The following is a 20,499-nucleotide window of genomic DNA, read 5'->3' as shown; positions in this document are numbered from 1 at the left end:
GCTATCTCCCGGCTCGACTTTTTCGGCCTAAATCAACCTGTGGATAACTATGCCGGCATTCTTGCGATGGGTTCTACTACAGCTTGCCATTAGATTGGTTATAATGGCCGGGAAAATCAGAAGCTGATTGCAGGCAATCTGAGCCCTATACATAATTAGGTATTCTGTTTCTTACCAAATGAGTTTAAGTACGACCTTAACCATTTCACTTCAACGCACATTAGCGCGAAAAGAATATTGCCCATGAAATATAAAGGAATAATTTTAGCGGGAGGCAGCGGCACCAGGTTGCACCCACTGACCCACAGCGTGAGCAAGCAGCTTATGCCGGTTTATGATAAGCCGATGATCTATTACCCCCTTTCTACACTGATGCTGGCGGGTATTAGGGACATACTCATCATCACAACCCCGCGTGATTTACCTTCATTTCAAAACCTGTTAGGTGACGGATCCCAATGGGGTATTAACCTCAGTTATGCGGAACAACCCTCCCCCGACGGATTGGCCCAAGCGTTTCTGATTGGCGAGGAATTCATAGGCAATGATAATGTTTGTCTGGTTCTGGGAGACAACATTTATTATAGCCAGGGCTTTTCTGCCCGCTTGCGTAACGTTGCGAGTCGGGACAAAGGCGCAACCGTATTTGGCTATTATGTCAATGATCCCAATCGCTACGGTGTGGTCAACTTTGATAGCTCAGGAAATGTAATTGATATCGAAGAAAAACCCGCTAAACCTAAATCTTCTTATGCCGTTACCGGACTGTATTTTTATGATAACGATGTCGTTGATATCGCAAAATCCATAAAACCCTCTCCGCGCGGTGAGCTGGAAATTACGGACGTCAACAAAGCCTATCTGAAACGGGGCGATTTGAAGGTTGAATTATTGGGCCGCGGCACTGCCTGGCTGGATACCGGCACACACGATTCCCTGTTCGATGCGGGTAACTTTATTAAGTTAATTGAGGAACGACAAAATCTGAAAGTGTGCTGCCCCGAGGAAATTGCCTTTCGACTTGGATTCATTAACGATACTCAGCTGGAGACTCTTATTCAGCCTTTGATAAAGAACGGTTATGGGCAATACCTGCAAAAAATTCTGAATGACAATACGCCAACTAAGGACCCGCTCTAAATGAAGTTTGTGAAGACACAGATACCCGAAGTAATTCTGATTGAACCCCAGGTGTTCGGTGATGAACGCGGTTTTTTTATGGAAACTTGGCGTAACAGTTGGCTGGAAGAGCTTGGCATCGACGTCGAGTTCATACAGGATAATCACAGTATGTCTCGAAAAGGGATATTACGAGGTTTGCACTACCAGATTCAGCAGCCGCAAGGCAAGTTAGTGAGAGTGGTACGGGGCGAAGTTTTTGACGTCGCTGTGGATTTAAGACGCGAATCCCCCACTTTCGGCAAATGGGTTGGTGAAATACTTTCGGAACAGAACAAGCGCATGCTATGGGTTCCACCCGGTTTTGCCCACGGATTTCTGGTGACCTCGGACGAAGCCGAGTTTGTGTATAAGTGCACCAGTTACTACGCGCCGGAGCATGATCGTACCCTGCTGTGGAATGATTCTAAAGTCGGAATTGACTGGCCACTGGATGGCATCAGTGAGGTTCTTCTATCAGAGAAAGATAAAGTCGGTAAGCCCTTTGACGAAGCAGATGTATTTGAGATGGATATAAAATGAAAATTTTAATCACCGGTTCAAACGGTCAGCTGGGACAAGCATTAATAAAAGCCTTGTCTGATCATATTGTTTATCCTCACGACATTGATACTCTTGATATTACTCAAGCGGATGCTGTTGAGACCTGTGTCGCTGAGTTACAACCTGATTTCGTTATCAACGCCGCTGCTTACACCGCCGTGGATAAAGCAGAGTCCGATGTTGAGACAGCGGACGCAATCAATCATAAGGCTGTCGCCAATCTTGCAGAGGCTTGTGCGAACCACAACGTTCGCATGATTCATGTTTCAACCGATTTTGTTTTCGATGGTCGAAACAGCACACCCTATACCCCTGAAGATACGTGTAATCCCGTTAGCGTTTACGGGGAGACCAAACGTGACGGTGAGATTGCTCTGTTAACCAAATTATTTGAACGGGCAACCGTCGTACGCACAGCCTGGTTGTATTCTGAAACCGGCGCAAATTTTGTGAAAACCATGTTGCGGTTGATGCAAGAGCGGGATCAACTGAGTGTTGTATGCGATCAGGTTGGAACACCCACCAGTGCTTCCGGTCTGGCCAGAGTGATTGCACGCATGGTTGATAGCAATCAGTCGAATGGCATTTATCACTGGACCGATGCCGGTGCCGCCAGTTGGTATGATTTTGCTGTAGCTATTTATGAAGAAGCCAGGGCAATCAACTTGTTAAATAAAGAAGTGAACATTCTCCCGATACCGGCGCAAAACTACCCGACCCCGGCTGAACGTCCGCATTATAGTGTTCTGGATAAATCCCGCTGTTATACCGAGTTTGACCTGCCGGCAATCCATTGGCGGGTTGAATTACGAAATGTTTTAGTCGCTCTTTCACAACAGGAGAAGACCGTTGGCTAGATTATTAATAACCGGCGGCGCGGGTTTTATCGGTGTTAACTTCGTCTATTACTGGGCAGAAAAATATCCGGAAGATTTGATCGTGGTATTGGATGCCCTCACCTATGCCGGCAATCTTCCCAGTCTGGAACCGCTGATCAGCAAGGGTAAAATCGAATTTATCAAAGGTGACATCGGTGATCAGAATGTGGTTGAGACGCTGCTACGCGACCACCAGATCGATACCCTCGTCAATTTTGCCGCTGAAAGCCATGTAGATCGTTCGATAACCGGTCCGGATGCCTTTATCGAAACCAATATCATGGGCACTCATTCGCTGTTGAAAGCCGCACGTCAGGTTTGGCTGGTTGAGCAGAAAAGAGAAGATCACCGCTTTCATCATATTTCTACCGATGAGGTGTTCGGCTCACTGGAATCCGATGATCCCGCCTTTTCTGAATCCCATCAGTACCAACCGAATTCACCCTATTCCGCATCCAAAGCCGCTTCGGATCACTTGGTTAGAGCGTATCATCATACGTTCGGCCTGAAGGTGACTACCAGTAATTGTTCAAATAATTACGGCCCTTATCACTTCCCTGAAAAACTCATTCCTTTGTGCATTACCAATTTGCTGCACGGTAAGAAGCTACCTATTTATGGCGATGGACAGAACATACGAGATTGGTTATACGTTGAAGATCATTGCATCGGTATCGATTTGATTTTACAAAACGGTAAAATCGGAGAAACGTACAATATTGGTGGCGTGAATGAGTGGGACAATCTTTCACTGGTAAAATTACTATGCAAAAAAATGGACGAGTTTTTTGCCAATGATGCGTCTTTGAAAGCGCAGTATCCCGATTCATTTCCAGCACTGGGTCAATCCTGTGAATCTGCTCTTGAATTCGTTACTGACCGGGCCGGGCATGATCGACGTTATGCTATCGATGCCGATAAAATTGTCGATGAGTTGGGCTATTCACCATCCGTTACCTTTGATGAAGGCTTGGTGAAAACCATCGATTGGTTTTTGAATAATGAAGAATGGTGGACCCCTTTACTTATCAAACGGTAGAAATCAGGGCTTTCCACATTCCTTTTTTATATTTTTGAAATATTCTTCGTTAAATTGCTGAGGTAAGCGCTCCGCTTCCTCAGTTAAACCCAGTTTTCCGGGACTGACGATTGTATTGTATTCCCAGGCCAATTCACCGCCCGGTGTTACTTCAATAGCCCGGCCCATCCATTCGTTGATCAGCAGATTGCCGTTTGTTAGCCACTGGTGTTTGCCCATTATATTGGAATAAAAGGGCACCTCCCGGTTGCCTTTAAACAGTACTCTGGTTTCGCCACTTATTGCGTTTTTACCCAGTATTCTGCTATGCGATTTTTTAGCATCGGAATCGACATTATTGTTATCAAATAACGTAATCGTATTTCCGTCAAAAAAATCCGGATCATGCTGTCGCACGAACTCATAAGACATTTGGTATTTTATTTCCCAATCCGAATTGAACACAAAGACCGTATTTATATTACGTAGGGAAATCATCACGTCGCCTTTTTTAAAAAAGCCTTCTTTTTTGTCGCCGGTAAACACTTCCACATCGTTAAGATGAAACATATCTCCTTTTACATAGGGGAAGTCATTTTCAATCGAATTGGCGTATAAGGCGCCCTGAAGACGGTTATCGATCAACAGATCAAATACCGATTTTTCCAAAAGAATTTCTCCTTGGGGAGACACCTTTAATAGAACAGGCTCGATAAACCCAGGTTGAATCAGCGGTAACTCCGGGATAGGAGCCTCATGATCTCGTTGTGCAGATACCCAGATATTTTCATCGTCATCGATAAAAACCGAATGATGCGTTCTGTAAGGCAGCTTCCAATTTAGATTTCCACAGGAATCCAGGCTAACTAATGATAGGTGTTCAAAGTTAAATACCAAATCACCATTAGCCAGGATTTGAGCGCCATGGATATGCGTTCCCGGCCGCTCCTTTGGTATTTCCCGTTCTTTCAGATAATCGGGAGATTGAGGCCAGATATCCTGCCATTCAATTTTCCAGCGGTGCAACACCTCACCTCCGGAATTAATGACTTTGACTGCCAGACTGCGATCCGCTTCGACATTAACAATTTTCGTCAATCCCGGTGCCATAAGATCTGCTTTAGCGACAGTAACAAGCTCAGTTTTATCCGTTTCTGTTATGGTCCAATCACTGTCTGGATTGCTGATTTGATGAAATGCGAATACAGCGTTGTTAATAACCGATGCAGGAAACCAATTATACCGATTGGCAAAAAAGCCGTAGACCATACTGAAAAGCATGAGGCTTACAATGAACATCACTAGCGGGGGTTGTATTGAACCGTTGGCGTTTTTCCATCGAGCGTCTACTTCCATTTCCGAATACATCCCTGAAATTTGAATCGATTAAACCGCTAAGCAGTGGACTACTTGCCGATACAAAAACTGGAGAAGATTTTTCCGAGCAGATCATCTGGTGTAAACCGTCCGGTAATTTCTCCCAGATATTCCTGAGTAAGACGCAGATCTTCTGCAAGTAGTTCCCCCGCGCCTGCGAATTGCAACTGGTCTTTCCCTTGCTGAAGCGCCGTTTTTGCTTTGCTTAGTGCATCCAGGTGTCGTTGTCGTGCAGTGAAACTGCCGTGTCCTTCACCAGCGTAATCCATTACCGATTTTAAGTGTTGCCGTAACTGATCAACACCCTCACCTGTTTTAGCTGAAAGTTTTATAACAACGGCTTCGCTTGGTTTTTTAATGTGGATATCGGCTAGATCGGTTTTATTGATAATCAACGTAAGCGGTGTTGCCGGCGGGAGTTGTGCTTCAAACTCGGGCCAAACAGTGGATAACCCAATGTTGCCGGGATCTGGAAGCGAAGCCAGCTGAGTGGCATCCATCAAAACCAATACCCGATCCGCTTGTTGTATCTCCTGCCAGGCCCTGCGGATACCCTCTTGTTCAACTTCATCCGGGCTTTCTCTCAATCCGGCGGTATCGGTGATGTGCAGTGGCATTCCGTCGATATGAATATGTTCACGCAACACATCCCTGGTGGTTCCGGCGACGGACGTTACGATGGCTGTCTCCCGGCCGGATAGCGCGTTCAACAAGCTGGATTTTCCCGCATTGGGTTTACCGGCAAGCACAACCTTCATCCCTTCCTTCATTAATACGCCGCGGTTCGCTTCTTTAAATACGGCATTTATTTGGTCAAGAATGGCATTAAGGTCGTTCATTACTTTGCCATCAGCCAAAAAATCGATTTCCTCCTCCGGGAAATCAATGGCGGCTTCAACGTACAATCGTAATTCTATAAGCTGTTCAACGAGCTGATTTATACGATCTGAAAAGGCACCCTGTAACGAACGCAGCGCACTGCGTGCCGCTTGTTGGGACGATGCATCAATCAGATCGGCCACCGCTTCCGCCTGGGCCAAATCCATTTTATCGTTCAGGAATGCCCGTTCTGAAAATTCTCCGGGGCGGGCCACACGAGCGCCCAGCGATACCACCTGATTTAGTAGACTGCCCATGACGACGGGCCCGCCATGGCCTTGCAGTTCAACCACATCTTCTCCGGTAAAGGAATTCGGACCTGGAAAAAACAGCGCTAAGCCCTCGTCCAGAACATGGCCTTGTTCATCGTGAAAGCGACAGAAATGGGCGTGACGTGGGCGGAAGGAATTTTGTTTTTTACACAGGATACGGGCAATGCTTTCAGCTTGGGGGCCGGACAGACGAATAATTCCGACACCGCCCCGGCCGGGCGGTGTCGCTTGTGCCGCTATGGTCTCATTAGGATAGGCGCTCATTGGCTATCGAATCCTGACCAAAAAGTTACGTACTGCCTTCCGCTTCTATACGCTTGGTAATGACGTATTGCTGAGTAATCGACAGGACGTTGTTTGTTACCCAATACAATACCAGACCTGCCGGGAACCAAAGGAACATCACAGTGAAGATGATCGGCATTAGTTTCATTACCTTGGCTTGCATCGGATCGGGCGGAGCCGGGTTGAGCATTTGCTGCACCCACATGCTGCCCCCCATGATTAATGGCAATACAAAATAGGGATCCATTACCGATAGATCATTTATCCACAGCATGAACGGAGCCTGGCGCAATTCCACACTTTCCAGCAAGGCCCAATACAAAGCCAGAAATACCGGCATTTGAATCAGAATGGGTAAACAACCGCCCAATGGATTAATTTTTTCTTTTTTATACAGGCCCATCATTTCTTGCGACAGCTTTTGCCGGTCATCAGCGTATTGCTCACGCAAACGGGTCATTTCCGGCGCGACCTTCCGCATCTTGGCCATAGAACGGTAACTCAATGCGGAGGGGTAGAAGAAAAACCCTTTTACCATCATCGTTAGCATAATAATGGCGAAGCCCCAATTGCCCGTCCAGCTATGGAAAAGCTGAAGGAACCAGAACAGAATTTCGGATATGAAGAATAGCGGACCGAAGTCCACCACCAGATCCAGCCCTTTATCCGGTAACAATTCTTTCAACACTTTTTGGATTTTGGGACCCGCATAAAATTGCGCTGATAAGGTTTCACTGGTACCAGGCGCTACGGACACTTTCGGTGTGGTGAAGCCAATTATATTGAATCCCTTGGCAACCCGGGTGGTGTAGTGGTGTGTCTGTTCCTGATTCGGAATCCAGGCGCTCATAAAATAATGCTGAACCATCGCCAGCCAGCCGCCGGGTATCCGTTTATTCAATGGCGATTCAGCCATCTCATCGAATTTAATTTTGTTATACCGTTTTTCCTGATCCCAATAGGCTCCGCCAAGAAAGGTCGGCAAACCAAATCCAATGTTGCTGTCTACGCCCGGGTCCGGCGTGCCGTCACGTTTGATCTGACCGTACATTAGCCCTTGCCAGGCTGCATTGCTCTGGTTATCGATGGTGAAATCAACGTTTACCGCGTAACTGCCTTTGCTGAACGTAAAGGTCTTTTTGATCTGAGTGCCATTTTTCTGATTAAACAGCAGATCAACTTTGAGAGTTTCCCCTTGCGCCGCATCAGCACTCATCGAGTAGGAGGTTTTGGCACTCGAGTATTGCGGTCTTCCAGCTTGGCTGCTATCCGGACCATCGGGTCCTATCAATCCGCTCTGTGCAATGTAGGTATGCGCAGAAGTTGAATCCAGCAGAGTAAAAGGAACGTCCGGCCGTTCCAGTGAAACCGGATAATCCTTGAGACCAACGTGCACAATATCGCCGCCGACCGGATTAATGGTCACCTTCAGCACATCAGTTTCGACCAGGATCATACCTTTGGCGGGGGTTAACGCGTCAACTACTGGGGCTTCGGTGGCGACTGCCGGATCCACGGGAACATCTTCGGTTGCGACACTGGCTTCGGAAGGTACGTCTCCAGCTTCGTCGTCTGAAGGCTGTGGATAACTTTGTGTATTAGTATCTGCTTGCTTCGCTTGGGGGGAGCCTACGTAATCTTCCTGCCATTGCAGAATCATCAGGTAGGAGACAATCGCCAAAGCGCCAATCAATATTGTTCGTTGCCAGTCCATCGTTACTTACTGTCTTTTGGATGAGTGTGGGTTGGATGGGTATCTGTTCCGGGCACCGGATCATAGCCGCCTTCATGCCAAGGATGACATTTAGACAGCCGCCGCAAGGTTAACAGGCTGCCGCGTGCAATGCCATAGTGTTGAATAGCTTCCTCTGCATAACAGGAGCAGGTGGGATGAAAACGGCAATGGGGCGGCATCAGCGGACTGATCGCGTTGCGGTAAAAGGTGACTAGAATCAGAGCGATTTGTTTCATTTCGGAGATTCTGCCCGCGGCGTAGGTTTCTGTGCTGGGGGATTATGACAGCGTTGCACCAGTTTCGGCCAATATTTATTGATTTGGGCTGCCAGGTCTTTCTGTGGGATCTGGGCACTGCCTGGACGGGCTAATATCACGATATCCAAGCCAGCCAATTGGGATTGGGACAGTCTGAATTCGTTTCTTATGATACGTTTGAAGGCGTTGCGGTCTACTGCTCGTTTGAGATGCTTCTTGGCAACGACAAGACCTAGTCTGGCGGGTTGTTCGGGATCGCTACGGCGGGCAAGAATCAGGAAAAAGGTATGACTGATACGACCTTCAACCCCGTCGAAAACTCGTTTGAATTCGCTAGGGTTGAGAAGTCTTTGGTGGCGTTGAAACGAAAATGGGCTCACGCCACCGAATCATCTTACGCAGACAGACGCTTACGGCCTTTCGCGCGACGGCGAGCCAGAATCTGACGTCCGCTTTTGGTTGCCATGCGAGCACGGAAGCCGTGATTTCTTTTGCGCTTCAGGTTGCTGGGCTGGAATGTTCTTTTCATGTCGAAACCACTTTAACTTGAGTTAAATGACGTTTATTTGTCCGGATGGACAGAACATCATCACTGAAAAATGAGGCGCAATTCTATGGCGCCGGGATGCGGATGTCAATGGGGAAAATCATCTGGGTTTTCAACAGTCCACAGGTCGTAATAATAATATTAATATATATAAAGATATTTTTATGATTGTTGTTATTAGTGTTGATAGTTTCTGTGGATAACCTATTAAAATATAATTAAAACAGATAGTTAGACGAATGATAACTGTGTGGCAAAAAACGGTATTAGCTGACCGAAAGCTGCGGATGGAATTGTGGATAACCTTACCATGTGGGTAAAACCCGATTTAACCCACTTTTCGCACCCAGGATTCAACGTACTTTGTTCAGGACTTATCCACAAACGAAATTTTTCAACCAAAAATGAATATTCTGCGTCAAAAAATCTTTTCCTCAGCTGTGGATAAGTCGAGATTCGGGGTATATCATTCCTCTTCAATTTACCTTTTCTGATTTTTACCGGGGGCTGCCAAGTGGGAAGTTCGCTCTGGGGGCAATGCCTTGACCGTTTACAGGAAGAATTGCCTTCGCAACAGTTTAATATGTGGATTCGCCCACTTCAGGCGGAGGAAGACGGTCCTCAATTAAGGCTGCTGGCGCCGAATCGTTTTGTACTGGACTGGGTCAACGAAAAATTTCTCAACCGTATTTCGGAATTGATGAGAGAGATTGCTATAGATGAAGAGCCGTTGACGGTGGTGTTGGCGATCGGTTCCCGTCAAAGCAGGCCCACGGCGTCCGTGGTGGATACCTCTACCGGCCCGTCCGGTCGCAGTGTGACCGTGGTAGCTCATGATGTGTCGCGGCGGTCAGATAACAGCGGTCAAAGTGAACTGGATTTACCGGACACCAGACCTAAGCCGCCCAAACGTGAAGTGGATGTTGGCGGCACGATTAAACATAAAACCAATCTTAATCCTTCCTTTATATTCAGTAGCTTTGTCGAAGGTAAATCGAACCAGTTGGCCAGGGCTGCCGCTACCCAGGTTGCAGAGAATCCGGGACAGGCCTATAACCCTCTTTTTCTTTATGGTGGTGTCGGCTTAGGTAAGACCCACTTGATGCACGCTGTGGGTAATTTCATGATGACGCAGAACCCGAATGCCAAGGTGGTGTATCTGCATTCAGAGCGCTTTGTTGCTGATATGGTGAAAGCGCTACAGATTAATGCGATCAATGAATTCAAACGCTTTTACCGTTCGGTCGATGCGCTATTGATTGATGATATCCAGTTCTTTGCGGGTAAAGAGCGTTCCCAGGAAGAGTTTTTCCATACCTTTAATGCCTTGCTGGAAGGCGGTCAGCAAATGATCTTGACCAGTGACCGTTATCCGAAAGAGATCATGGGGGTTGAGGAACGTTTGAAATCGCGTTTCGGGTGGGGATTGACGGTTGCAGTCGAGCCCCCGGAGCTAGAAACCCGGGTGGCCATATTAATGAAGAAGGCAGAACAGGCTAAAATTAATTTGCCGGACGAAGCTGCTTTTTTTGTCGCCCAGCGGGTACGTTCAAATGTACGGGAATTAGAAGGCGCGCTGAAGCGTGTGATAGCGAATGCACACTTCACGGGCAAGCCGATCTCTCTGGAATTTGTGAAAGAATCGTTAAAAGATCTTCTGGCACTGCAGGAAAAACAAGTTAGCATAGATAACATACAGCGTACCGTAGCCGAGTATTTTAAAATCAAGATGGCTGATATTTTGTCAAAGCGACGCAGTCGTTCTGTTGCGCGGCCGCGCCAGATTGCAATGGCGCTGGCAAAGGAGTTAACCAACCACAGTTTGCCTGAAATCGGTGATGCCTTTGGCGGCCGGGATCACACTACCGTGTTGCATGCGTGTCGCAAGATAAAGGAGCTAAGAGAAGAGAGCTCCGATGTAAGAGAAGACTATACTAATCTTTTAAGGTCGTTAACATCATAGAGTTAGTGATTACTAACTTATGGGGTAGGTTATGAATTTTACCATTGAAAGGGAAAAATTATTAAAACCTCTGCAACAGGTTGCCGGGGTTGTGGAGCGTCGGCAAACATTGCCGGTGCTTTCCAACGTGTTGATGGTGATTGATGGTGATCAATTATTGCTCACTGGCACTGATCTGGAAGTGGAATTGGTCGCTCGTGTCACCCTCGACTCACAGTTTGAAAATGCAGAAATTACAGTTCCAGCGAAAAAGTTATTGGATATCTGTAAATCATTGCCCGAAGAAAGCAGCGTCCAATTTATTCTTGAGGACCAAAAGTTATTGGTGAAGGCCGGTCGTAGCCGGTTTAGCCTGGCTACCCTGCCCTCAAACGAGTTTCCAAATCTGGAAGATGCCAGTGGTACTACCCGTTTTTCCATTAACCAGGGTTATTTGAAATCGGTTATTGACCGCACCGGTTTCGCGATGGCGCAACAGGACGTTCGTTTTTATCTGAACGGGATGCTATTTGAGGTTTCAGCCAATTTACTCCGGGCTGTGGCCACTGACGGGCATCGCCTAGCGCTTTGTAATGCAGAAATCCAATGCGAAGTGGACCAAGCTGTGCAGGCTATAGTTCCACGAAAAGGCGTGCTTGAGCTGTCCAAGTTGTTCACTGATATGGACGCGGATGTTTCGGTATCCTTGAGTAGTAATCATATTCGAGTAGAAGATACGGATTTACGCTTCACCTCCAAGCTAATTGATGGGAAATTCCCTGATTATGAGCGTGTTTTACCTAAAAATAGTGATAAAACTGTTATCAGCGATAAAGACGAGATGAAGCAGTGTTTTTCGAGGGTTTCCATTTTATCCAATGAAAAATATCGCGGCGTCCGAATTAGGTTGTTGGATGGCAGTCTCACAACGGTCGCCAATAACCCGGAGCAAGAAGAAGCAGAGGAAACGATTAACGTTGATTATCACGGTGCGGAGTTGGAGATTGGATTCAATGTGAATTATCTGCTTGATGTAATGAATGTCATCCGTAGCGAGAACGTTAAAATTCTGATGGCTGACTCCAATAGTAGTGCTCTTATTACCGACGCTAACGATGAGACCGCGTCTTATGTAGTTATGCCAATGCGTCTATAGCCTGAATGTTTCTGGAATCTCTGGAGGTTACTCATTTACGTAATCTCCAGCATCTCAAAATCTCCCCTCACCCCAAAACCAACTTTATTGTGGGCCGCAATGGCTGCGGTAAAACTAGCATTCTTGAAGCAATTTCCTTGTTATCCAACGGCCGTTCTTTTCGGTCTGTCGATCCCAAAAAAGTGATATCCCACACAGCTTCCGAGTTAGTAGTTTTCGGTGGTGTTAATCCTGGCAACGGAAGCGGACCCGAGAAACTCGGTATTTCGAAAGGGATGAATGGCTCTACTCTCGCCCGTATTGATGGAGAAACACAGAAGCGCATCTCATCGTTGGCGATAAAGCTCCCTATTGTCAGTATTGATACAGGTTCGATTGAACTTATTGACGGTGGCCCTGGTTTGCGGCGTTCTATTTTGGATTGGGGTATGTTTCACGTGGAACATACTTATCTTGATATTTGGCATCGATATAGAAGAGTCTACAAGCAAAAAAATGCGCTGTTAAAGTCAACGAAAGTCATATCCGAAAACGATCTGAGCTACTGGAACCAACAGTTAGTCAACGAAGGTCAACTTATCGACGATATGCGTGGAAAGTACATAGCCGAGCTTAACGCTCAATTTCAGAATATAGCCTCGAACTATTTTAATATTGCTGAACCCGTATCGCTCCGGTACAAGTCCGGTTGGAATAAACAGAAATATTCAGATTTATACCAATGCCTGGAATTAAATGCGAGAACCGAGATCGAACGGAAAACCTGCCTGTACGGGCCCCATAGAGCCGATATGGTGATCAGTTGGTCAGACGGCATGGCTAAAGATATATGCTCCAGAGGGCAGAAAAAGCTGGTATTATACGGGGTTAGACTCGCACAGGTAGCTGTGATGAGGGCCTTGCGGTCCATTTCACCGGTTCTGTTGCTGGACGATTTACCCGCGGAACTAGACAAGAATAACATTGAGTATGTGACTCGCTTTCTTATGGATTTTCCCTGCCAGGCTTTTATAACAGCCATTAGTGAGCAAAGTATTAATGAAACGCTACTATCGCAGCTCACGGAACACCATATGTTTCACGTGGAACATGGGAAGCTGGTTTCTGCCGAGTAACCCCCTATTGAATATGAATTCACCGCCCGAGAGAGACTAAATTATATGTCCGACGACAATAAAACTTATGATTCTTCTAATATAAAGGTACTCAAAGGATTAGACGCAGTTAGAAAGCGACCGGGGATGTATATAGGGGACACAGACGACGGCACCGGCTTGCATCACATGGTATTTGAGGTCGTCGATAATTCAATTGACGAAGCGTTAGCAGGGCATTGCACCGAAGTAAGAGTTGTTATTCACCCGGATGAGTCCGTTAGCGTATCGGATAACGGGCGCGGCATTCCGGTTGATATGCACCCGGAAGAAGGGCGATCTGCTGCTGAAGTGATTATGACCGTCCTCCATGCGGGCGGCAAATTCGATGATAACTCCTATAAGGTATCAGGTGGTCTTCATGGCGTGGGTGTTTCGGTAGTTAACGCCCTATCTACGAAGTTGAAACTAACGGTTCGCCGTGAAGGTAAAATTTGGGAGCAGGTTTACCAAGACGGTGTCCCGGTTGCTCCGCTGGCAGCGGTAGGTGACACCGAATCAACCGGGACAGAACTGCATTTTTGGGCATCGCCGGAAACGTTCACCAACATCAAGTTCTCCCACGACATTCTGGCAAAACGCTTGCGGGAGCTGTCATTCCTTAACTCAGGGGTTCGTATCGTGTTATTTGATGAGCGAACCGGCACAGAGGATGTATTTGAGTACGAAGGGGGCCTAAGTGCCTTCGTTGAATACTTAAATCAGAATAAGACGCCGTTGAACCAGGTGTTTTACTTCGATGGGCACCGAGAAGATGAGGGGATTTCCGTTGAGGTTGCATTGCAGTGGAATGATTCATATCAGGAAAATATTTACTGTTACACCAATAATATCCCTCAAAGAGACGGCGGTTCCCATTTGGCGGGCTTCCGCTCTGCCCTCACCCGATGTTTGAACACCTACATTGAGAAAGAAGGCCTGCAGAAGAAGCACAAAGTAAATACAAGCGGTGACGACGCCCGTGAAGGTTTGACTGCAATTGTGTCGGTGAAGGTCCCTGATCCCAAGTTTTCTTCTCAAACCAAAGATAAGTTGGTGTCCTCCGAAGTCAAACCCGTTGTAGAGCAGCATATGACGGAAAAGCTGAACGAATACTTGTTGGAAAGCCCCAATGACGCGAAGAACATCTGTAATAAAATCATAGATGCAGCCAGGGCGCGGGATGCAGCCCGACGAGCCCGTGAAATGACCCGGCGTAAGGGTGTGCTGGACATTGCTGGGTTGCCCGGGAAACTAGCGGATTGTCGTGAAAAGGACCCTGCCCTTTCTGAACTTTACCTGGTGGAGGGTGATTCTGCGGGTGGCTCGGCGAAACAGGGTCGAGACCGCAGAACCCAGGCAATACTGCCTCTCAAAGGTAAAATCCTGAACGTTGAGAAAGCCCGATTTGATAAAATGTTATCTTCTGCTGAAGTGGGCACCTTAATTACGGCGATGGGCTGCGGCATAGGTAAAGACGAATATAACCCGGATAAATGCCGCTACCATTCCATTATCATCATGACGGATGCGGACGTGGATGGTAGCCACATCCGGACTTTGCTGCTGACGTTTTTCTTTCGCCAAATGCCGGAGGTGATCGAACGTGGGTATATCTATATTGCGCAGCCCCCGCTCTATAAAATAAAGAAAGGTAAACAAGAGCAATATTTGAAAGATGACGCAGCCCTTGAAAATTACTTAACGCAAGCCGCCTTGGATGATGCCAGCTTACACGTTAATGCAGACGCACCGGGCATATCCGGTTCCGGCCTGGAAGCACTGGTTAAGGAATACCGCAATGTGTTCAAGCGTATAGACAGGTTATCCCGTGTTTATCCGGCCTTTGTACTCCAGCAACTGGTGTATGCGAAAAAACTGGAAGAGTCGGACTTTAATGATGCGTCGGCTATCGAAGCATGGGCTCAGGATTTATCCGCTCATCTGGTTGCAAATGCGAGTCAGACTGAGCGTTATGAAGTCTCCGTTCTGGAAGACAAGGAACGTCATCTGTTTATGCCCCAGGTGGTGCAAATAGCTCATGGGATTCCGACCGAATATACGTTTTCAAAAGAGTTTGTAATTTCGGAAGACTATATAGCGATCAAGGCATTGGGGGATAAGCTGCAGAGCTTGCTTGAGGAAGGCGCGTACGTAAAACGGGGTGAGAAAACGTTGGCGGTGGATAACTTTGCACAAGCCTTAGAATGGTTAATGACAGAATCGAAAAAAGGTCATGGAATTCAACGATATAAAGGGTTGGGCGAAATGAACCCGGATCAGCTATGGGAGACCACTATGGATCCGGAAACTCGCCGTATGCTGCAAGTGAAAATCGAGGATGCGATTGCTGCCGATCAGATCTTCACGACTCTGATGGGTGATCACGTGGAACCGCGTCGCGACTTTATCGAAACCAACGCGCTGAATGTGTCGAATCTGGATATATAGCATAAGTAAGTTGTGGGATCTCATAATTCGTGAACTGAGGTCTCACAATCGTGAACTAGTGTCTCGTAATTCATGAACTCATTAAGAAAGGAAGTAGCGGCTTATTGAGGACAAAGGTATCACTCAACTAAATTCAAAAATAACACCTACCAACGACATCTTTTTTGGACAGAGTTAGTTGTGGGCTCGTAAGAGCCCTTTCCATAGCTCCTGGTAACGATATTCACGCGTGCGGCCTCACCGATAACTTCTCGAATTTGTTCAACAGCTTCATGTGACGCAACAACAAGCCAACCATTTGAACAAATATCGTCCATTTTAGGTGGTAGTCTGGAAATTGGGCCATCTTTCCAATAGACGCTTTCAACCATAATATCCCCCTTCTCATTAACCCATTGGAATAGGCCTTTCTGTGATAATGACCACCCAAGTGAATATCCAACGGAAGGGTTCAGCGCTAGCCATTCGAGACCACCGTGATCAATATAAGAACCAGAGCCGTAAATAACTAATGAGGGATCGTTAGTGGAAGAAATATCTGGATAATCGTTTGCAGACCAATTCATCATGCTTGGAAATAAAGCAAAGGGCGTCTCAATATCTGCATTATTATTCCACTGTGGATGACAGACTGTAGACATGCGAGTTTCGGTTGGCATGTCCCAATCCATCCAAACCCAGGTTGTGAGTTCACCTAAAATTTCTTGTCCAGTGTTGAGACTGATAACAAAGTGTGAAAAGGCTTGTTCGATATCTCCGAGCCATTCATCGTGATTGTGAGATATCTCTCGATTTCTAGCTTGTGGGACAACAATGCATTCTGGCCGAATAGTTGGATTAAGGGCTAACAGAAATTCGTCACTTCGTTTAAAAATAGCATCCAATAAATAGAGTTCTTGTTTTTGGAGAGGTATTCGCCCACCATCTATTAATTCTGATACAACATAAGATAGCGCTAGCTTTGCAACTTTTGGACGTAGCCTATGGTAGGTGAGTTTGAGTCCAAATCCTTCCATCCATTTTCTATAAGCTTCTTCTGCCTGTTTATTCCATTCACCTTCTGGAATTAGAGTTTTCATAAGCTCAGACGCTCTAAAAGCCAGATTCTCAAACGGCAGGTTTGCCATTTTAGCCACGAGCTTAGCTTCGGATGTTAAAGGCCTAAGCAGCTCAATTGGATCATTGATATCAGGTAATGTTTCACCTGGCCGCATAGCGGAAAAAGGAATAGCTTCTTTTCTATTCTCAAATTTTGGTAATTCCAGCTCGTATACCAAGGGCAGTTTTGATCGCTCATTTGGAGGCAAGCTGCCTTCAACTTCTAACTTATTAGATAAATTCAAGGCAAGCATCCGCACACTAAAGTTTTCCGATGCACAGAGAGAAGATATTTCAGTTATAAACTGAGAAACAAAGCCCTCGCAATCATTTGCTAAGCTATTTAGCAAAGACATTACTTTTATCTGTGTCAATCCAACTTTGTTGATTCTTTTTGCAATTTGCTGATGAATTTCAGGCCAATTTTCCTCAACTATAGAAAACTCAACTATTGCTTGGTGAGCCATGTGTGCTAATTCAGGAATACCTACATCGAACATATCGAAGGAAAACTGAATCAGTAGGCTAGAGTCACTCGGATCTTCATGACTATCCTGAAGTGCGGGTGGAGTACTACTCTGGTCAAAATCGTCTAGCTGATATACATGATCTACAATCTCTCTCCAGACAGGCAGTACGTCTTTATCTTCGAAGAGGATATCGACAATCTCTTCCAGGTTCCAAATCAAACTGCTTGGATACCGGTATTCACTTATGTAATCATCAACTAAGCTAGAAAGTGCTTTAGGTCGCCACTCTTTACTATCAATTTCAACAAGCGTTTTGAATATGGCCTGCCTAGAGCCTCCGTCCCAATGTAAATCCCAACCTTTAGCATCTGAATTCTCAATTAAATCTTCGAGCAACTTGATAGCTCTATCTACTTCACCCCTCTTAGACAATTCGCCGGTAATAGAAGAAACAACGTTGTTATCTGGGTTAAAAGGTTGCAGAAGTTTATGAAGTTCATCTAATTGAATAGCATCCATTGTTTTTAAAAATGGTTGAACTAGATTAACCCATCGAAAATATTCGACAGACTCTACAGATCGCACAAGTTTAAATAGGCTTTCCACTGAGTTTACTTTCAGTTGAGCTTCTTCATCCGTAAGCTTTTCCCCCGTTTTTAACTTCAGAGAGGGTTCACTGGTGACATGCTTTTCCTGCGGTGTAGAAATAGCTATAGATGCATACTCACTATTGTCTATACCCGCTTCGCGCGCGCCAAGTGCAATGCCTTCCAACCAGGAATATCGATTTGAGGGTAGTGAATGCGTTTTCACTGCGGTGATCAGTTTTTCAATCTCTTCGTTTTCACCCCTACAAGGTAACATACCGTAAAGCGATACAAACTGTTTAGACAAATTGGAGGGATTGTACTCTTCGAAGGGAATAAGTAATTTTCTTATTGTCGTGGATATTTCTCTAAACGATGGGTTAGAGCGAGCAAGCATTCCAGACAAGAGCCCTGTTAACCCTGGGGCATAGTGAAGACCTTTTTGATTGAACAGCCAACTTAAAAGCTTCAAACCGTATTGAAGGTTCCAACAGGTGACTACCGCGAGCAGATCACGTCCCGCCTCTTGAGTACCACGACCATTACCAGATTGTTCCAAACTAACTAGAGCCGAGGAAAATCGGCATATGTCATCGTAGGCCAAATCAGGATGTTGGGTGGTGAACTTAGCTAGCCATGACACCCAGTGAGAGAATTGTCTATCTTTTCTATGGTATATTCCAAAAGATCCCATAAAAATTTTTGGCACTAAGCGGGCGGCTCTATCTGGCTCACCAATCTTTGACCAAACTATGGCAAGCTCATAGTATTCGGATATCTTGGAGTGAATTTCATCGAAATCGGGTATCTCTTTTTCGATTTGATCCAGAACACTAACTAAGCCATTTCGACTATACCCTTCTTTGTATAAGGTGAAGGCGATTTCTCTTCGCCAACCAGTTGGCCAATATCGTCTATCCCAATCTTCTATAAAAGCTCCAGCTAAAGCCTGGATACAATCATGTCCATGCTGTGAAGTAGCCCTTATAGCAAAGTTAAAGTAATCTACGGCTGCTGCTTCAAATTCATACCACCCAGTCCAATCTCTTGTCTGACTGTATGGTTTTCGCATTAATTCGAATGATGGCTTTATCTCTTGAACGATAAAACTGGGCGATAGTTGCTCTCCAGCCCAAGCTCTCCCCCAAATACTCGAAAACCTAGTCACGCCGCGTTCAAACAGGACGTTTCCTGTGTACTTCTGATCACTTTCGTTGGGTACAACTTTAAGCGGGTCTTGGTTTTGACCTTGTGCTGCTAATAACCTGTTGAATCGAATTCTATCTATGAACGGACTTAAGTTTTTCCATTGACCATACAGGCCATGTTTATACAGTTTTGGCTGTTCTAATTTTTTAAACCACTTTTCAGTTTTCTCTATACTGCTGTTGGTTCTGAAGTCCAGCTCAGTAACTAACAACCTGTCTGAAAAATCTAAGTTATCGCCTTCATTTTCTGCCCAATCAATAACAGTCTTGAAAGCGGCTCTTACTAAATCCGATGGGTATTGGTCAATACATATGGAAAAACACAGATCCAAAAGGCTATCAAAGCACTTGGGTTTTCCTGATAAGAAAGAAAAAAGCTCATTTATTTTGTCTTGGTCTTTTGTTTGGTAAATACCATTGACCAACCGTCTCATTAGGCGGAGATGTAGCTCTTCATTCTCTTTCCCTATCTGTCAGCCTTGTTGTCACCTGAACTTTTCAGAGGACGACAATGCAAAGATACTCCCCAGAGCGTAAAGAAGCGATACTCAGGCGGATGGCCCCGCCCCACAGCACGACCGTTGCCGAAGTAGCCCGAGAGGAAGGCATCAGCAAAGCAACCCTGTATAATTGGCGAAAAGCCGCAAGAGAACGAGGTATTGTTTTGCCATCCAATTCCGCCAAACCGGACAAGTGGTCCAGTGAAGAGAAATTCCGCATGGTGCTGGAAACCGCATCAATGACGGAGGCTGAGCTGAGTGCCTATTGTCGAAAGCATGGCATTTATCCAGAACAAATTGAAGCTTGGAAACAGGCGTGTATGGGCGCCAATGCAGAATCGGACGCACAGACAAAGCAGTCTCGTCAAGCCGCTCAAATGGACAAGCGTCGGATTAAGAAACTGGAGCGAGAGCTACACCGCAAGGAAAAAGCGCTGGCTGAAACGGCTGCCTTGTTGACCTTGTCAAAAAAAGCCGAGGCGATCTGGGGCACCCAAGACGAGGACGATTGACCAGCCTCCCGGATCGCCAGCAAACCGTTGCCCTGATTCAAGAAGCGCAGAGTAACGGTGCCCGGCTGGTAAATGCGTGCGACTTGCTGAACCTCAGTGTGCGCACTTATCAACGGTGGACAAGTGAGGGTCAGGTGCAGGCGGATCGACGCCCCCTGGCCGACAGACCGACACCAAATAACAAACTAAGCCCGGAGGAACGTCTGGCCATCATGGAGCTCTGTAATCAGACCCAATACAAAAGCTGCTCACCAGCGTTTATTGTTGCAGACCAGATGGATCAAGGCCGTTACTGGGCTTCGGAATCCACATTCTATCGGGTACTGCACGAATACGATCAGGTACATCATAGGGGCCGCCAGAAGACGCCGCAGCGAAAACGGATCGCTACAACGCACACAGCCAACGCGCCCAATCAGGTTTGGACCTGGGACGTTTCATGGCTGCCTGGCCCGGTGAAAGGCCAATGGTA

16 protein-coding genes and 1 pseudogene are annotated in these 20,499 nt (G+C 46.3%); 10 read left to right on the top strand and 7 right to left on the bottom strand.

Annotation, left to right across the window (positions count from 1 at the left end):
* The first annotated feature begins 243 nt into the window (after positions 1-243).
* Genes rfbA through rfbB form a run of 4 tightly spaced genes read left to right on the top strand, consistent with a single transcriptional unit; the run spans position 244 to position 3,639 of the window.
* On the top strand, positions 244-1,140 hold the full coding sequence (gene rfbA / locus FT643_RS17430) for a glucose-1-phosphate thymidylyltransferase RfbA (protein WP_156872704.1): 897 nt from the start codon (positions 244-246) through the stop codon (positions 1,138-1,140).
* Positions 1,141-1,701 carry a dTDP-4-dehydrorhamnose 3,5-epimerase gene (gene rfbC, locus FT643_RS17425; RefSeq protein ID WP_156872703.1) on the top strand — a complete coding sequence of 187 codons (561 nt, stop codon included), beginning with the start codon at positions 1,141-1,143 and terminating at the stop codon, positions 1,699-1,701.
* Positions 1,698-2,579 (top strand): dTDP-4-dehydrorhamnose reductase, encoded by an 882-nt coding sequence (rfbD, locus tag FT643_RS17420; protein ID WP_156872702.1) that lies wholly within the window; start codon positions 1,698-1,700, stop codon positions 2,577-2,579. Before rfbC ends, rfbD begins: the two co-directional genes overlap by 4 nt.
* A complete protein-coding gene (gene rfbB / locus FT643_RS17415; protein WP_156872701.1) occupies positions 2,572-3,639 on the top strand; it encodes a dTDP-glucose 4,6-dehydratase in 1,068 nt (355 codons plus the stop codon). The genes rfbD and rfbB overlap by 8 nt, the downstream gene beginning before the upstream one ends.
* 3 nt (positions 3,640-3,642) lie before the next feature.
* Here the strand turns inward: rfbB and FT643_RS17410 are convergent, their stop codons facing one another.
* The 6 genes from FT643_RS17410 to rpmH are packed head-to-tail and all read right to left on the bottom strand — an operon-like array spanning position 3,643 to position 8,952.
* Positions 3,643-4,974 carry an arylsulfotransferase family protein gene (locus FT643_RS17410; RefSeq protein WP_198043647.1) on the bottom strand — a complete coding sequence of 444 codons (1,332 nt, stop codon included), beginning with the start codon at positions 4,972-4,974 and terminating at the stop codon, positions 3,643-3,645.
* 50 nt (positions 4,975-5,024) lie between these two features.
* Positions 5,025-6,410: a tRNA uridine-5-carboxymethylaminomethyl(34) synthesis GTPase MnmE gene (mnmE, locus tag FT643_RS17405; RefSeq protein WP_156872699.1), complete on the bottom strand. Its 1,386-nt coding sequence runs from the start codon at positions 6,408-6,410 to the stop codon at positions 5,025-5,027.
* A 25-nt stretch (positions 6,411-6,435) separates the two neighbouring features.
* Positions 6,436-8,145, bottom strand: a complete 1,710-nt coding sequence (gene yidC, locus FT643_RS17400) for a membrane protein insertase YidC (protein ID WP_156872698.1) — start codon at positions 8,143-8,145, stop codon at positions 6,436-6,438.
* A gap of 2 nt (positions 8,146-8,147) precedes the next feature.
* A complete protein-coding gene (yidD, locus tag FT643_RS17395) occupies positions 8,148-8,402 on the bottom strand; it encodes a membrane protein insertion efficiency factor YidD (RefSeq protein ID WP_156872697.1) in 255 nt (84 codons plus the stop codon).
* Positions 8,399-8,803, bottom strand: coding sequence for a ribonuclease P protein component (gene rnpA / locus FT643_RS17390; RefSeq protein ID WP_198043646.1), 405 nt, complete (start codon positions 8,801-8,803; stop codon positions 8,399-8,401). Before rnpA ends, yidD begins: the two co-directional genes overlap by 4 nt.
* Before the next feature lie 14 nt (positions 8,804-8,817).
* On the bottom strand, positions 8,818-8,952 hold the full coding sequence (rpmH, locus tag FT643_RS17385; protein WP_156872696.1) for a 50S ribosomal protein L34: 135 nt from the start codon (positions 8,950-8,952) through the stop codon (positions 8,818-8,820).
* Between the two features lie 601 nt (positions 8,953-9,553).
* On the opposite strand from rpmH, the gene dnaA reads away from it, so the two are divergent.
* The 4 genes from dnaA to gyrB are packed head-to-tail and all read left to right on the top strand — an operon-like array spanning position 9,554 to position 15,652.
* Positions 9,554-10,933: a chromosomal replication initiator protein DnaA gene (gene dnaA, locus FT643_RS17380; RefSeq protein ID WP_411267817.1), complete on the top strand. Its 1,380-nt coding sequence runs from the start codon at positions 9,554-9,556 to the stop codon at positions 10,931-10,933.
* Between the two features lie 31 nt (positions 10,934-10,964).
* Entirely contained in the window at positions 10,965-12,068 is a 1,104-nt protein-coding gene (gene dnaN, locus FT643_RS17375; RefSeq protein ID WP_156872694.1) for a DNA polymerase III subunit beta, read from the top strand.
* 5 nt (positions 12,069-12,073) lie between these two features.
* Entirely contained in the window at positions 12,074-13,183 is a 1,110-nt protein-coding gene (recF, locus tag FT643_RS17370; protein ID WP_156872693.1) for a DNA replication/repair protein RecF, read from the top strand.
* Between the two features lie 45 nt (positions 13,184-13,228).
* Complete coding sequence (gene gyrB, locus FT643_RS17365) at positions 13,229-15,652, top strand: DNA topoisomerase (ATP-hydrolyzing) subunit B (RefSeq protein WP_156872692.1); 2,424 nt, start codon at positions 13,229-13,231, stop codon at positions 15,650-15,652.
* 146 nt (positions 15,653-15,798) lie between these two features.
* Here gyrB and FT643_RS17360 read toward each other — a convergent pair whose 3' ends face one another.
* Positions 15,799-19,449: a tetratricopeptide repeat protein gene (locus FT643_RS17360; RefSeq protein ID WP_198043645.1), complete on the bottom strand. Its 3,651-nt coding sequence runs from the start codon at positions 19,447-19,449 to the stop codon at positions 15,799-15,801.
* 77 nt (positions 19,450-19,526) lie between these two features.
* On the opposite strand from FT643_RS17360, the gene FT643_RS17355 reads away from it, so the two are divergent.
* Positions 19,527-20,027: a transposase gene (locus tag FT643_RS17355; RefSeq protein ID WP_156872691.1), complete on the top strand. Its 501-nt coding sequence runs from the start codon at positions 19,527-19,529 to the stop codon at positions 20,025-20,027.
* A pseudogene (locus FT643_RS17350) lies at positions 20,024-20,499 on the top strand (helix-turn-helix domain-containing protein); the annotation flags it as partial. The gene FT643_RS17355 and the pseudogene FT643_RS17350, both read left to right, overlap by 4 nt.

The sequence above is a fragment of the Ketobacter sp. MCCC 1A13808 genome, assembly GCF_009746715.1.
Lineage (GTDB): Bacteria > Pseudomonadota > Gammaproteobacteria > Pseudomonadales > Ketobacteraceae > Ketobacter.
Note: the sequence above shows the minus strand (reverse complement) of the source record. Positions and strands in the feature narration are given on the sequence as shown.